Source organism: Liquorilactobacillus ghanensis DSM 18630, assembly GCF_001435235.1.
Taxonomy (GTDB): Bacteria; Bacillota; Bacilli; order Lactobacillales; family Lactobacillaceae; genus Liquorilactobacillus; species Liquorilactobacillus ghanensis.
This window is the reverse complement of the sequence record NZ_AZGB01000018.1, coordinates 259,493-274,053: the sequence shown is the minus strand read 5'-3', so window position 1 is coordinate 274,053 and position 14,561 is coordinate 259,493. Positions and strand designations below refer to the sequence as shown.

14 protein-coding genes are annotated in these 14,561 nt (G+C 36.4%); 9 read left to right on the top strand and 5 right to left on the bottom strand.

Annotation, left to right across the window (positions count from 1 at the left end; all coding sequences use genetic code 11):
* The first annotated feature begins 48 nt into the window (after positions 1 to 48).
* The 8 genes from rlmH to FC89_RS08640 all read left to right on the top strand — a co-directional run bounded on the left by rlmH (position 49) and on the right by FC89_RS08640 (position 8,201).
* A complete protein-coding gene (gene rlmH, locus FC89_RS08670; protein ID WP_057872160.1) occupies positions 49 to 528 on the top strand; it encodes a 23S rRNA (pseudouridine(1915)-N(3))-methyltransferase RlmH in 480 nt (159 codons plus the stop codon).
* A gap of 401 nt (positions 529 to 929) precedes the next feature.
* On the top strand, positions 930 to 1,064 hold the full coding sequence (locus tag FC89_RS12900; RefSeq protein ID WP_268872025.1) for a hypothetical protein: 135 nt from the start codon (positions 930 to 932) through the stop codon (positions 1,062 to 1,064).
* Positions 1,065 to 1,838: 774 nt separating this feature from the next.
* Complete coding sequence (locus FC89_RS08665) at positions 1,839 to 3,173, top strand: LA2681 family HEPN domain-containing protein (protein WP_057872159.1); 1,335 nt, start codon at positions 1,839 to 1,841, stop codon at positions 3,171 to 3,173.
* Positions 3,174 to 3,480: 307 nt separating this feature from the next.
* Entirely contained in the window at positions 3,481 to 4,734 is a 1,254-nt protein-coding gene (locus FC89_RS08660; RefSeq protein WP_057872158.1) for a hypothetical protein, read from the top strand.
* Positions 4,727 to 5,569, top strand: coding sequence for an alpha/beta hydrolase (locus FC89_RS08655; RefSeq protein WP_235804404.1), 843 nt, complete (start codon positions 4,727 to 4,729; stop codon positions 5,567 to 5,569). The genes FC89_RS08660 and FC89_RS08655 overlap by 8 nt, the downstream gene beginning before the upstream one ends.
* A 30-nt stretch (positions 5,570 to 5,599) precedes the next feature.
* Positions 5,600 to 6,349 carry a peroxide stress protein YaaA gene (gene yaaA / locus FC89_RS08650; protein WP_057872157.1) on the top strand — a complete coding sequence of 250 codons (750 nt, stop codon included), beginning with the start codon at positions 5,600 to 5,602 and terminating at the stop codon, positions 6,347 to 6,349.
* Positions 6,350 to 6,369: 20 nt separating this feature from the next.
* The gene (gene pepI, locus FC89_RS08645) at positions 6,370 to 7,233 is read left to right on the top strand and encodes a proline iminopeptidase (protein ID WP_057872257.1); all 864 of its coding nucleotides are present in this window, start codon (positions 6,370 to 6,372) and stop codon (positions 7,231 to 7,233) included.
* 239 nt (positions 7,234 to 7,472) lie between these two features.
* On the top strand, positions 7,473 to 8,201 hold the full coding sequence (locus tag FC89_RS08640; protein ID WP_057872156.1) for a GntR family transcriptional regulator: 729 nt from the start codon (positions 7,473 to 7,475) through the stop codon (positions 8,199 to 8,201).
* A 276-nt stretch (positions 8,202 to 8,477) separates the two neighbouring features.
* On the opposite strand, the gene FC89_RS08635 is transcribed toward FC89_RS08640, so the two are convergent.
* The 5 genes from FC89_RS08635 to FC89_RS08615 all read right to left on the bottom strand — a co-directional run bounded on the left by FC89_RS08635 (position 8,478) and on the right by FC89_RS08615 (position 13,103).
* A complete protein-coding gene (locus FC89_RS08635) occupies positions 8,478 to 9,911 on the bottom strand; it encodes a 6-phospho-beta-glucosidase (RefSeq protein WP_057872155.1) in 1,434 nt (477 codons plus the stop codon).
* Positions 9,912 to 11,279 carry a PTS cellobiose transporter subunit IIC gene (gene celB / locus FC89_RS08630; RefSeq protein ID WP_057872154.1) on the bottom strand — a complete coding sequence of 456 codons (1,368 nt, stop codon included), beginning with the start codon at positions 11,277 to 11,279 and terminating at the stop codon, positions 9,912 to 9,914.
* A 130-nt stretch (positions 11,280 to 11,409) separates the two neighbouring features.
* Positions 11,410 to 11,736 carry a PTS lactose/cellobiose transporter subunit IIA gene (locus tag FC89_RS08625; RefSeq protein WP_057872153.1) on the bottom strand — a complete coding sequence of 109 codons (327 nt, stop codon included), beginning with the start codon at positions 11,734 to 11,736 and terminating at the stop codon, positions 11,410 to 11,412.
* Positions 11,737 to 11,738: 2 nt separating this feature from the next.
* Entirely contained in the window at positions 11,739 to 12,053 is a 315-nt protein-coding gene (locus FC89_RS08620; protein ID WP_057872152.1) for a PTS sugar transporter subunit IIB, read from the bottom strand.
* 255 nt (positions 12,054 to 12,308) lie between these two features.
* The gene (locus FC89_RS08615) at positions 12,309 to 13,103 is read right to left on the bottom strand and encodes a MurR/RpiR family transcriptional regulator (RefSeq protein ID WP_057872151.1); all 795 of its coding nucleotides are present in this window, start codon (positions 13,101 to 13,103) and stop codon (positions 12,309 to 12,311) included.
* 142 nt (positions 13,104 to 13,245) lie between these two features.
* Between FC89_RS08615 and FC89_RS08610 the strand changes: the two genes are divergently transcribed.
* Positions 13,246 to 14,541 (top strand): PTS sugar transporter subunit IIC, encoded by a 1,296-nt coding sequence (locus tag FC89_RS08610; protein ID WP_057872150.1) that lies wholly within the window; start codon positions 13,246 to 13,248, stop codon positions 14,539 to 14,541.
* Positions 14,542 to 14,561: the final 20 nt, after the last annotated feature.

The following is a 14,561-nucleotide window of genomic DNA, read 5'->3' as shown; positions in this document are numbered from 1 at the left end:
TGGATATGTGGATAACTCGGTGGATAAAGTGTGAAAAGGTGGTAAGTTATGAACATCAAATTAATTGTAGTTGGTAAATTGAAAGAAAAATATTTAAAACAGGGGATTTCAGAATATGCTAAACGAATGAGTAAATTTTGTAAATTCAAAATTATTGAGGTTGCTGATGAAAAGGCTCCAGAAAAATTAAGTTCAGCCCAAATGGAACAAGTAAAAGAAACCGAAGGAACGCGAATTTTGTCTAAAATTAAAGAAAAAGAGTTTGTCTTTGCTTTGGCTATCTTAGGTCAAGAACGAACTTCGGAAGAATTTGCTAGTGAGATTGAAAAATTAACAACCTATGGACATAGTGATTTAACATTTGTGATCGGTGGTTCTTTAGGCCTGAGTCCAAGCGTCTTGCAACGGGCTGATACCCAAATTTCTTTTGGGCGTTTCACCTTGCCGCATCAGTTAATGCGTTTAGTCTTGACGGAGCAAATTTATCGAGCATTTATGATTAATTCAGGCAGTCCTTACCATAAGTGATGCAGTTTTGTGAAATTGAGATTGGAGAAAATTGAAGATGCAAGCATTGATTAATTTCAACCAGTTTGTGGTTGCTATACTTGGCTCAGCTATTGGCGCAATTTTTAGTATTGTTGGACCGTTGGTTATTTATGCGTGTTAAGGAAAATCGAGAACGACGGCTTGAAGTGAAGCGGTTAGAGCCATGTATTGTGATTGATCATTCAGACGTCATAAGCATTTCTGATGATTATAAAGTGACTGATCCTAAAATTGAGGTATCTTTGTTCAACACTGGAAAAGGTTCAATCCTTACAATAGAACTAGAAATTGGATTCTCATAAAAATTGTTGGATATTCTTGATGTGCCAAATCCAAATGACGAACTCATAAAGTTGAATGATTTAGGGGGCGAGTCATGGATGAGAAAGTCGATAACATTAGAGCCTATTCCTGCTTTAGTTTCAGGCGAGTCAACTGTGATGACTATTCCAGGGTTGTTTTTGAAAACAATTGCAGGACGGTTAGTGAGAAAAAAATATAGAGAACCTAAATAATTTGATCGAACAAAAAAGATTAAATTTAGATGTCGGAATTAGTCTTCGTGATTCTTTGACGAATCAAAGAAGATACGCCGCAGAATCACAAGTACAACTAATGGTGATACATCCAAAAGGCAGTGGTATCCGAATTGATTGTAGCTTGGGGAGTTGATTCATTAGCTAGAGGTGGTTAGTCGATGTAGGCTGTGCTCAGTTATAATGGATATGAAGACGCTTATTCTTGAGAATCGAGAAATTTAGCGATGCACCAGTTAAAGTAATGGTCCTGATATATAGAAGTAAGACCTAGCACAGAAGTTTTACCCCATTAAATCATGTTTTTCGAAGTCAGCCCAAAACTCCAAGTACCGTTGTTTGGGGTTTTATTCTCGAGTTAGATGAGGATAGTTGGCTCTTAATTGGACCATATGCATGGAGTGATGTACGGATGTACGATACTGAAACAGGTGAAAATTACGAACCGATGATTTTGAACATGCCTAAGGGATATACATTTAAGAAACGATATCGCGCGTTTAAGAGAAATCAATGAATCAGATAGTTTTGGGCACCTCTAGCAACAGCAATTATCGTTGCAATATTTACGGCTTTGACGGATGCTTAGAATTTGAATTTTTCAGTGATGTTATGAATAGTGAAATACAGTCAATCCAGTACCATAATTTAGGTACTAATTATCTGAGGTTAGCATGTTGGCGTCTTTAGTTGATATGCGAGAAAATCATATAATCTGATCATAAACGTTATTTCAAATTAGGGGGTATGTGAATGAAAACAGTTACGGATTCTGATATTTTAAATTTGAGTATGATGACTGACTATTCAAGCGTACATGAAATTTTTAATGAGTATCAAGCAAATCGGATGAACTTTGAGAACAACGAACTTGAGATAAAATTTCTTTATGAATGTGGAAGTGCATTCCAAGAAGAACGACATCTCGTTCGACAAGTAATTCACCCCATGACTGATGATGACTACTTATCTGAATATTGCTACTTGTTGTTGCAACATAAGTTTGAACTGTTAAATAAGCAAAAACAAGCTGAAATAATTAATGTTTACCTAAGGAGCGTTACGAATCTAGGTGCAAATTATGCTGATGCATTTCGAACATCTTCAGCCATTCAAATGTTCACCAAAGCCTTGAAGCACGACGACCATTTTGATGTTGCCATTAGTGGACTATTGTTTGCTATTGACCGACATTATACAATGTTTGACTATCATGGTCATGCTGAGTTGTTTAATTATATGTTTCAGTTAGTACAACAGTTTGACACCAATCGTGCAAAGAAAGTAGCTGCGGCCGAGCTTGGTTCTTACTTTGAGGGCTTGAAAGAACATTTTGAAAATCTAAAAGAGTCTTTTATGAAACAATCGTGGTATGATCCATATGCAAAATTTGAATTGATGAGTAAAAATAATTCGTTTAAATATTGGAGCTGTCGAAATACTTTATTCTTAAACAATCTTAATGACCTAGGAGCTTTTCGCCAGGCAAGCTTTGACATTGATCTATCCAACCTTCTTTCCAAAGAATTTCTAGAATCTACTGTGGGAGGATGGCTTAATTCGTTAATTGTAAGCTATCAACGATCACGTAAGCAGGTATTTATTTTAAAGCAGTCACGTAAGGCTGATATCGAGGGTGTACAACGCGAATTTATTTGGTTATATGGTTTTTTCGATAAAGCCGCATATATTATTAACAAATACTTTAAATTAGGTATAAAAGATGAAAAAGTAAATTTTTATTCTATTTGGAATTCCGAAAGAATTCAACAAATTCCTAACACTTTCCTTCATGATCTTTTTTGGCTACAGAAAGAGGAAAAGAATCATCGGTACAATGGACTGATATCGCCCGATGCGATAAAGATGGATCTAGTAAGAAACATAATTGAGCATAGGCATATAGTGAGTACGACAGAAAATGGTGAAATTTCGTATACAAAACTAATTGGTGTTTCTATTCATTTATTGCTAGTTATCCGACATATGCTGATGAGTTTGGTAGGTACTATATACGTCGAAGAACAAAGTTCCGATATTCCAGAAAAGAAACGTTTGATAAAAATGAGTGAATTTGATCTATATTGATTTCTAGGTTCATTATTTTGAATTCAGAGGTAATATGTTAGAACTAGTTATTCTCGTATTGAGATTTATCAACCATTTTCAACTTTCTACCTGAATGGCGCATTATGATATGATACTTTGAACATGGTATGTGTGATAGTTTGATAAAGAGTATGTAGCAAACCGCCATATCGATTGATACGCAAGCCCTTACCATAAATAAGAATTCAGAGTCGACTTGCAGCGACGGTTGCTGTAAAATTTATGCCATAATTAATAAATTGAAGAGTAGAATTAGATTTGATTTTGGTGTTTAGAAGGTGCAGCAATGAAGTTAAACAATAAATTTGCTTTTTTAGCTAATTGGCGTGAAAGTTGTTGGCAGAGTTTGCGGTTAAGTGCCCCGCTGCTGTTGCTGGGATTATTTTTTGAGTGTTTGAATAATAGTTTTTTTCAACCAAGCAGTTTTTTTTATCAAATCTTTAATTTTAGCCATTGGCACTGGGTAATTGAATTTGGTGTGGTGACAACGGCTTTAAGTCAGATTTGTTTCAGTGCATTTTTGCTGCTGCTTTGCATGGCAACAGCAGCTTTTCATATTCAACGCTGCAGAACAGCTAATCAAACAGAAAGGCTGCAGAGTGCTTTAGCTGCCCTGTTGTTGTTGTTGACGATTAGTTATTCCCACCGAATTTTTTCAATCGGAGCCGGCTTGAATTGGTTAGGCGGACAAGCAACCTTTTTAGAGGCTATTTTAGTTGGCTTGCTGGGAGCAGCAACTTATTATGGATTACAGCGCTTATTTGTCCGAAAAAATTGGACATTGCAGCTTTGGCAAATTACGTTAGCTTCTTTATTTGAAGGAGGAGTGATTCGTGAAATAAACTATTTTCTGCAGTGTAATCATTGGTTTTTAAGTAATATTTTAAGTTATCTTAATCTTAGCAACTACCAATTGCCAGGAGTAATTGTTGCTAGTTGGCAATCCATTTTAAATACATTGCAATTATGGATTGGGGCTGTTAGTCCGGGAAATTTAACCGCTGATTTTAATGACGATGCAGCTAATAGTATAAATTTAGCGGCTGCACTGACTAAGAATAGTTTAAAAGATTTGCCACAACCGTTAAATGTCCACAGCTTGCTGGGTTCGTATGCTCTATTAGGTGGCAGTGGACAATTATTGGCCTTGCTGCTGGTGTTACTGCTGGTTGGAAAACAACAACAAAAAAGAGCCGCTGAACTTAATCTTTTTCCAGTATTTTTTAATTTAAATGGTGGCCTTTTAGCGGAATTGCCTTTGATCTTTAACTGGCGTTTACTAGGCCCATTACTGTTGGCACCATTAGTCAGTATTTGGCTGGCTGCGGCGGCGATAGCCCTTAATATCCTGCCGCCAGCAGTGTATTTGGTTCCTAATGGTACCCCAGCAATTTTAGGTGCTTTTTTAGGGACAAATGGCAGTTGGCGGGTTTTGATATTTACAATTTTATTGCTGCTCATTAGCATGCTGATTTACTATCCCTTTGTTAAGTCAAGTATGTGTTGTAAAACAAATAAGGGGGCGGCAAATCTTGCTTAAAAAGCAAAATTTAATTTGGGTGATTGGTTTAATTTTAATTACCATGATCTTAGCGCTGCCAGCGGCTGGCTGGATGAAAAAAGAAGTTAAATCAGATCGAGCTGCACATCGTTCAGCGCTTGATCCGATTATTATGGTGCCGGGTTCAAGCGCGACGCAGAACCGTTTTGATAGTTTAGTGAAAATTATTAATCATGACTCAGTTCATTCGCATAGTTTAATTAAAGTAACAGTCGAGCGAAATAATAAGTTGCGAATCAGTGGGAAATTATTAAGTCATGATCATCGACCATTTATGGTTATTGCTTTTGCTGATAATGCAGATGGTTATCAGCCAGTACAGCGGCAGGCAGCTTGGATGAATTTGGCAGTTAATCAACTTGAAAAAATTTATGGCTTTAATCGTTTTTCTGGAATTGGTCATTCAAATGGTGGACTAATATGGACTTTATATTTAGAAAAGTATTTTGATCAAAATCGTTTTTCGATTGATCGATTAATGACGATTGGAACTCCGTATAATTTTAAAGAACGTAATTTAAACAAGAAAACAAATATTTTAAAAGAATTAATAAACGGCAGAAAAAAAATACCCAAACATTTGATCGTTTATTCAATTAATGGCAGCATTAACTACTCAACAGATGGTCTGGTTGCCGCGGAGAGTGTTGCCGCGGGTAAATATGTTTTTCAGGGACAGGTAGCACATTATACCAGAATAACGGTAACCGGAGATAATACAGAACATTCTGATTTACCGCAAAATCGGCAAATTATCAAATTAATTGAACAAAATGTACTACGCACGCAAAAACCGCAATTAGAGCGAAAGTAACGACAGACGATAAACATTAAGGAGGTAGGAATGAAAATAGTTATTTCTCCGGCCAAGAAAATGGTGACCGATGATGAATTTGATTGTTCTAGTCAACCGCCTTTCTTAGCTGAAAGTCAGCGATTATTAGATTGGTTGCAATCGCTGAGTTATCAAGAAATTAAGAGTGTTTGGCGTTGCAGCGACAAATTAGCGCAGCTTAATTATCGAAATTTAATGTCACTTGAATTAAATCAGCCGCCGTTAACACCGGCAATCATGAGCTATAATGGAATACAATTTCAAGCAATGGGACCGCAGCTGTTTACTGCAGCGGCTTTGGAGCGCAGCCGGCATGACCTATATATTCTTTCGGGTTTTTATGGCATCTTACGGGCATTGGATGGAATAAAACCTTATCGTTTGGAAATGCAGGCTAAAATTAAGCTGGACGAATACCGGAACTTGTATGATTTCTGGGGTGATAAATTATATCGGGAACTTTTCAGGTCACATGATATGGTAATTAATTTGGCATCGAAAGAATATGCTAAAGCCGTCGAGAAATACTTGCAGCCAACCGACAAATGGGTGACATGTTTATTCAAAGAGTACCGTGACGGGAAATTACGTCAATTTGCAACTGCTGCGAAACGTGCCCGAGGGAATATGGTGCGATTTATTGTTGAAAATAAAATTAATCAAGTAGCAGATTTGAAAAAATTTTCAGTTGAAGGTTATTGCTTTTCAGCAGAATTATCAACGTTGACAGAATTAGTATTTGTTAAAAATAAACTATAAAGGAGACCTCAGTAGTGAAAATTCCTGTTACTACCGGCTATTTGCCATTTGGTAAATACCGGACTTTTTATCGTATCAGTGGTTTTAAAACTAATCAAGCTCCATTATTACTGTTGCACGGTGGTCCGGGGTCAACACATCAGTATTTTGAACACTTAGATGAATTGGCAGTTAAAAGTCAGCGACAATTGATTATGTATGATCAGTTAGGCTGTGGTCGTTCATCCCGTCCGGATCAGCATCCAGATCTTTATCAGGCAGCAACATGGGTTGCGGAGTTAATTAACTTACGGCAAAAATTAGGCTTGGCGCAAGTGCATTTGCTGGGACAGTCTTGGGGCGGAATGTTGGCAATTATGTACTTATGTGACCATGCTCCAACTGGAATTAAAAGTGTAATCTTATCCAGCACGCTATCAAATGCTGATTTATGGCAAAAAGAATTACATCGTCTACTTAAATTTATGCCACAAAACGAACAACAAATTATTCGCCAAGCAGAAGAACAGCAAGATTTTACTAGTGAAGCTTATCTACGAGCCAATCAACATTTTATGGAGTTGCACTGTCAGTCGGCAACCAAAACTGCAACAAACTTTGGTCAGCAAGCTTATTTGACAGCTTGGGGTCCTAACGAATATCACCCTAGTGGTAATTTAAGGAATTATAATTACACTGCTAAATTAGTTGAGCTCAAACTACCGGTTTTAATTATTAGTGGAACGGATGATTTGTGTACCCCATTAATTGCTAAAACAATGTTTGATCAATTACCACAAGCACGTTGGGAATTATTTGCTGGTTGTCGTCATCTGCCATTTATAGAGAGCCCTAGGAAATATCAGCAATTATTAAGCGAGTGGCTGCAGCAGCATGATTTTTAGAATTAAAGATGGGTACAATAGTTCAGCGAGTTATCAATGCTGTATTTACATTTTTAATAAATTAATTGTTGTAATTGGATTTGAGTTAAAACTTATAATGACAGGAAATGCTGGAGAAATCATGACATCATGCTGATACAGTTGAGAAATTCAGAATATAGATTACAGACGTGATGTTGCTTGCTTATTATAAGCATGTCATAATTAAAGTAGTAATTTATATGAAAGGAAGTCAAAACATGGTGCAGCATGAAAGGGCAACCGAAACATTAGTTAATAAATTAATTAAAGAAATACAAGCAAATAAAATTGGAGACGCAACAAATAAATTGCCTTCAGAACCAGAATTAATGGCTCAATATAATGTTACACGCTATACGCTTCGACAGGCGCTTGCTAAATTAAGTAACATGGGTTATCTATATCAAGCGCATGGAATCGGAACTTTCGTAAGACCACGACTAGATAATTCAATTATTTCTATTCAAAATTCTGCTGGATTAACTACTAAAGTATCTCGACAAGGCAAACGACTGACGACAGAGCATGCAAACATTAAAACAACTACTGTTCAAGAGGCAGAGTTCTTGCCATCAGCAAGCCGGCTTGATCCACAAGAATCGCTGTGGGCAGTACAACGTCTTCGATACCTTGATGGTAAACCATTTATTTTTGAGCGCTCGTATTATTTAAAAGATATTGTTGGTGATATGCCCGAGTCAGCCTTGTATGGCTCATTATTCGATTTCATAGAGAAAAATGATGCATTAAAGCCCGGATTTCAAGATGAAGCAATTGCTGCCGAAGCAATGAATAGTGCTATGAGTACTTTCTTTAAATTACCAATTGGCTCGCCAGTTCTATGTGTGTATGATGATTCGTATTTGAACAACGGGAAACTTTTTGCATTCTCTAAAATAAGTTATGACTCTCATTTGATGAAGTTATTTATGTTTAAGAAGATATAGGCACGATGATTTGATGAGCTAAATTTTATAATACAACATATATTTTTCAACGGGTTGTTTCGTCAAATTCTACTGTAATAACATAATTCCCTCCTTTAGATTTATATTTTAATTTGCATGCTAATTTTCATTAATACGCATCTGATTTTGATACCTACATTTTAAAGCAACGCTGAGTTTAGCTTTTTCAATAGACAGATTTTTATTTCGCAAACTAGATTAAACTGGGTATTAGAAAACGATATAAAAATAGACGGCTATGCCGTCTTGGATAAACTAGGCTAAGTTGTCACCATTTGAAGCAATGACTTGTTGAAACCATTTGAAAGAATCTTTTTTCATTCGATGCAAGCTACCTTCCCCGGCATCATTTTTATCAACATAGATTAAACCGTAACGTTTATCCATTTGACCAGTTCCAGCAGATACCAAATCGATAATTCCCCAAGGAGTATAACCCATCAACCGTACCCCATCAATTTTAACAGCTAACGCCATTTGTTTAATATGATCACGTAGATAAGTAATCCTATAAGGATCATGAATTTGACCAGCCTCCACTGTATCAAATGCACCAAGCCCGTTTTCAACGATGAATAGCGGTAAATCGTAGCGGTCTGTGAGCCAGTTTAACGCATAACGTAAGCCAATAGGATCAATGATCCAGCCCCAATCCGATGTAGGCAATGTTGGATTAGGGATGCTAGTGTCAGCATCTTGGGCCATAAAATCTACCGTTTCATTTTTGGAAGCTTGTACAACATGTGAAGCATAATAGGAAAAGCCAATGTAATCAACAGTTCCAGCACGTAAGATGTCTTGATCTGCTAGGGTTATATCTAGGTTATACTGTTGACGTTCAAAGTACTTAAGCAACCATGCCGGATATTTCCCTTTACATTGAACATCAGCATACCAATAGTTAGCTTGCATAGCTCGTTCAGATTTCATCATGTCATGTGGATCAGGACTTGCTGGATAAGCTGGTCCCATCGCTAACATGGCTCCAATTTGGAAATCTGGATTAATCTTGTGGCCAATTTGCACTACTAAGGCGCTAGCAACCATTTCATAGTGGCTTGCTTGATACATACTGCGTCGAATATCTTCACCAGATTGTTTGAGAATACCGGAGTTGGTAAAAAGTGACCAGTCATTCATCATACCGGATTGATTGTTAATTTCATTGAAGGTCATCCAATATTTAACTTTATTGCGATAACGTTTAAATACTACGGTAGCAAATTTGACAAAAAAATCGATTAGTTTTCGATTACGCCAACCGCCGTATTCGGTAACCAAGTGATAAGGCATTTCAAAGTGAGATAAAGTGATGACAGGTTCAATCCCATACTTTAGTAACTCATCGAATAAATTATCATAGAATTGTAATCCCATCTCATTAGGTTGATCTTCATCGCCATTGGGGAAAATACGAGTCCAAGCAATACTGGTGCGAAAACACTTTAATCCCATTTCCGCAAACAGTTTTACATCTTCTTTGTAATGGTGATAGAAGTCGATTGCTTCATGATTAGGATAGTTTTCGCCAGCTTTTATGCCGTTAGTGATTTGACGTGGCTTATTATTATCGCCAGCAGTCATGACATCGGCGATACTGATGCCTTTGCCACCATCTTGCCACCCACCTTCAAATTGATGAGCAGCTACAGCACCACCCCAAAGAAATCCCTTAGGAAATGTACTCATTTATTTATTACCTCCATTAATATTTTGAGTTAGATGAATCTTTTTTTGTTCATTGTAAAAAAGTTTATTGTCATAATGCTTGATGAATGGTAACCAGATTACAAATGCGACAATTACACAGACAATTGCTAATATTATGGTACGCCAGTCACCACCTGAGCCAATGAAACTGGATAATCCAATAGGCGTTGACCAAGCGACTTGCGCAATTGGCGGATTTACCATGTGCAATTTGGTTGCAAAGTACGCAATGGACATAGATGCCATTGGTGCTAGGAAGAACGGAATTGCAGTGTAAGAATTATATACTACAGGTGTTCCAAATAAAATTGGTTCATTGATATTAAATAACGCTGGGACTAGGGATGTTTTACCTAAATTACTAAGCTGTGCGGATCGTGCAAAAAAAGTTATATAAATTACCATGCCCAATGTTGCTCCAGAACCGCCAACAATAACGAAAGTGTTGTTGAACTCGCCAGCAAAGGGTAAATGTGCACCATTTTGATTAGCTGCTAAATTTACCAGCATAATCGGCGTTAGAAGTGATGTTACAATACTTGCACCATGAATACCAACAATCCATAAGACATGGACAATGAAATATACAATCAATAAGAACACCCAAGTATTTGTTAGGTTGGTCACAAGTTTAAATGGAATCGCAATAGATCTATATATATCAGTGTTGACTGCTATCAAGAAGCCATTAATTGTAACGACAACCAAAGCAATTAAAATAGTTGGGATTAAAAAAGCAATTGAATTTGATACACCAATTGGTACCATTTTAGGCAATCTTATTTTCCACTGATGTTTTACGCAATAAGTGTAGATTTTAACTGCAATAATTGCCATGACGATGGCGGTGAAGATTCCTGTAGCACCAAATCGAGTGATACCATTGCTGATGCGCCATCCATCAATGACAGTAGATGTATGGAGTAATGACATAACTCCTGACTTGAATACTAGTTCTGGTACACTGATGACGAAAGCCATCAGCGAAAGTAGTGCCCCATTCAATGGAACTAGATCAATTTTCTCTTCTTGTGCTTGAATTCGGGTGTATTCATATCCGAATGCTAAACAGAAGTATACTGCAACGATCCCCATGGTTGCAGTATTAATCAACTGGTATAAGTTAGCTACTTTATTCAATGATACTGACCAGAGTCCTGCTAAAAACGGAAAGCTTCGAGGAATAGCACTAATGAATATAAATATTGAGCCTGTGATAATGAAAGGCATAGATATCGTTCCAGCTGCTGTAATGCCCCTTACAATACGAAATTGTGAGAACTTTGTCATAGGTTCGGTTAATTGATTATTCAAAAATTGAAATATTTTGTTACTGCCGCTATTCATAGTTAGTCCTCTTTTCGGTTAATTCAAAACATTCTTCAGGTCAGTGAATCAACTAGCGCACTTTAAAGAAATAATATCTCATAATTATTTAAAAATTTGAATGGATTTCAAATTTTACTTCACCGATTCTTTATTTTGCTGAATTGTTGTCAAGACGTTGATATACGGAAACAAGTTCTCCAGCTAAATCACGGAAGGTAATAGCATTCATCACGTGATCTTGACCATGAACCATCAACAAGGATACTTGAGTATGTTGTCCTTGTGCTTCTGTTGTTAATAAATCAGTTTGTGCATTGTGCGCTTTGGCCAAAAAACTATCTGCTTCTTTTAATTTGGCTTGTGCCTGATCAAAAGCACCTTTTTTAGCTGCTTGAATTGCTTCGAAAGAGGAACTTTTAGCATTACCTCCATCCATAATTAGTTGCATTATGACTAATTGCTCTTCATCACTCATGACTAACCTTCTTTTTTAATTAATGTCAAAGCAAACTTCAATACTGCATCTCCGCGCATCATACCGTAATCTTGCATGTCGATTACTGCAACTGGGATAGAAAATTCTTTTTTAAATTTTTCCTCCAGAAATCGCACTTGTGGTCCTAGCAATAAGACTTCTGGATTTTCACTAGCTGCTTTATTAGCGGCATCTGCTGTAGATGTGGCAAAGATCGTTGCCTCGATTCCTTCAGATTTAGCAGCGGCGAGCATTTTCTGAACCAACATACTTGTTGACATACCTGCTGAGCAAACTAACATAATTTTATGTGCCATATTAACAATCTCCTTATTTTTAAACTCATCCGAATGACTTTCAACCGGATAAGCACAGTATATCACTAGCTAGATATATTTGTAAACGTATTCTTTTTATGTTTTTGTAAAAGCATTTTATTGTGTTGGTTTGTAAGTATTTATGATAATTTAATTGCAAAAATAAAATGGCTTAGAAATGTAAGCCATTAACATATATAAATTATGAAATTATTAATTGATGATGGTATAAGATTCTATTTATGGATAAGTTAATTAGCGTTGCAAAACAAATATTCTTCGTGCCATATAATCAAGTAAAAAGTTCATTGGATAGCTGCCAGCTTCAACATTAGTTTTTGAAGAGATTGGAAGGACTTCATCAAATACTCCAGTGTAAATATTACTACCAGGCATTTGTGTGACTAAAATTAAATGTGCATTTGATTGTACAATATGGCTGTACACTGTTGGCAATTTAGCAAAGAATGTTCCAAAGGAACTGAATACTATTGCAGTTGAATGTGATGTCAGATGTTTTGCTAGTTCAAGCTGAACATCAGGAGTTTCCCCTAGACGGACAATAATACCACAACTTAGCAAAGTAGATTGGAATATTCGCAACTCATCAATCATGATGTCATAACCAAATAGAATTACATCATCTGTCTGAAGAATGCGGTGTAACAGCATATCAATAGCCTCAAAGGGAAGAGTATTAACAGTGTCTTTGATTGATGTAATAATTCCATCAGCAAAAAGACGATAGAATTCATCAGGATGAGAACTAAGTTCCTTTAGACTCTGCTTAGTCATTCGATAAGTTACATATGGTTCTGAAATCGTCATTTCAGTAGCGATGCTATTTTTCATATCATCAAAAGAATGATAACCGAAATTACGGGCAAAACGGCTTACTGAAGCTGTTGAAACGTAACAACGTTGAGCTAATTCAATGATCGTCATATGTTGTAAAGTATGATAATGATTAAAAATAAAATGTATTAATTTGGTTTGGACATTCTCTTCTGTCTGATGATTTAGGTATTTAATCATGTTATGCGCTGACATTGCAATCACCTCAGTTCAATAATATCATATTTTCATGAATGTGAAAATAGCGCTATCAAATTGTAATACCGGTATGTTAGTTGAAAATCATATTGCTATGTAAGCGTTATACTAGTTTTATCAAATGAAAGGAGGAATTAAATTGACATTTGGTGAAAAGCTCCAAGCTGGCCTTGAAAAAACTTTGTCTCCAATTGCAGCAAAATTAGGTAGTAACAAGGTACTACGTAGCTTGTCTAACGGCATGATTATGACTTTACCATTAACATTAGGTGCGTCTTTATTCATGATAATTGCAAACTTCCCGGTTCCGGCATTCACAACATGGCTGACCAATATTGGTGTAGCGGCACAACTTAATGCAATTGCTGGTGGTACATTGAATATCTTGGCATTGTTTGTTTCTTTTACTGTTGCATACAGCTATACGAAAGAATTAGGAGGAAAGCCTGAAATTGGAGGTATGTTCTCCCTAGCAAGTTTCTTAATTGTTGCCCCTCAAACTATTGGTGAGGGGAAAAAAGCAATTACTGGATTTGCAGGTAGTTATCTCGGAAGTCAGGGTATTTTTGTTGGTATTATAATGGGTCTCATTGTGGCATTGTTATACGTCAAACTTAGCAATGTAAAGAAATTGACTCTAAAATTACCAGAATCAGTACCACCAATGATTGCTAATTCTTTTGCCCCATTAATGGTAGGAATTTTGATTTTTTTGGTAGATTTTCTTATTCGATTAGCTTTTGAGTTTACCAGTTGGGGAAATATTTTCGATTTTATTAATAAAGTAGTTGCTGCCCCTATTAGATCGGTTGGTGGTTCTGTCCCAGCTTTCATTCTGGTATATATGTTAGCCAACCTATTTTTCTGGTTTGGGCTACATCCAGCTCCTATTCAAGCAGTTATGGGGACTATTTCAACTTCGATGTTGTTAAGTATGGTTGCTCAAAGCCAGGCACATGAAACATTACAGTATCTTACTAATTACGTTGTTTTTGATTTTGTTAACAATGATGCAACTGGTAGTACGCTTAGCTTATTAGCAGCGTTATTAATCTTTGGCCGTTCTAAACGATATCGCTCATTTTCAAAGATTGCATTAATTCCTAATCTTTTTGGTATTAATGAACCGGTGGTCTTTGGATTACCTATTATGTTCAATGCAATTTTAGTAATTCCATTTGTTTTTAGCACATTATTTTCTGGTTTTATTGCTTGGATTGCAGTTAAAATCGGGTTTATCACAACGTTACATGCAACTGTTGCGATGAGCATGCCATGGACGATGCCAAAGTTTGTAATCAGCTTCTTCGTTTATGGGTGGCAAGGAATGGTTTTACGGATTCTGATTTTTGTTATTTTGATTTTTATATATTTGCCATTCGTTAAAATTATGGACAACAAAGAATTGCAAACAGAAGTACAGGTTAAGGAATAAATAATTTAGGGGTGAAGGAT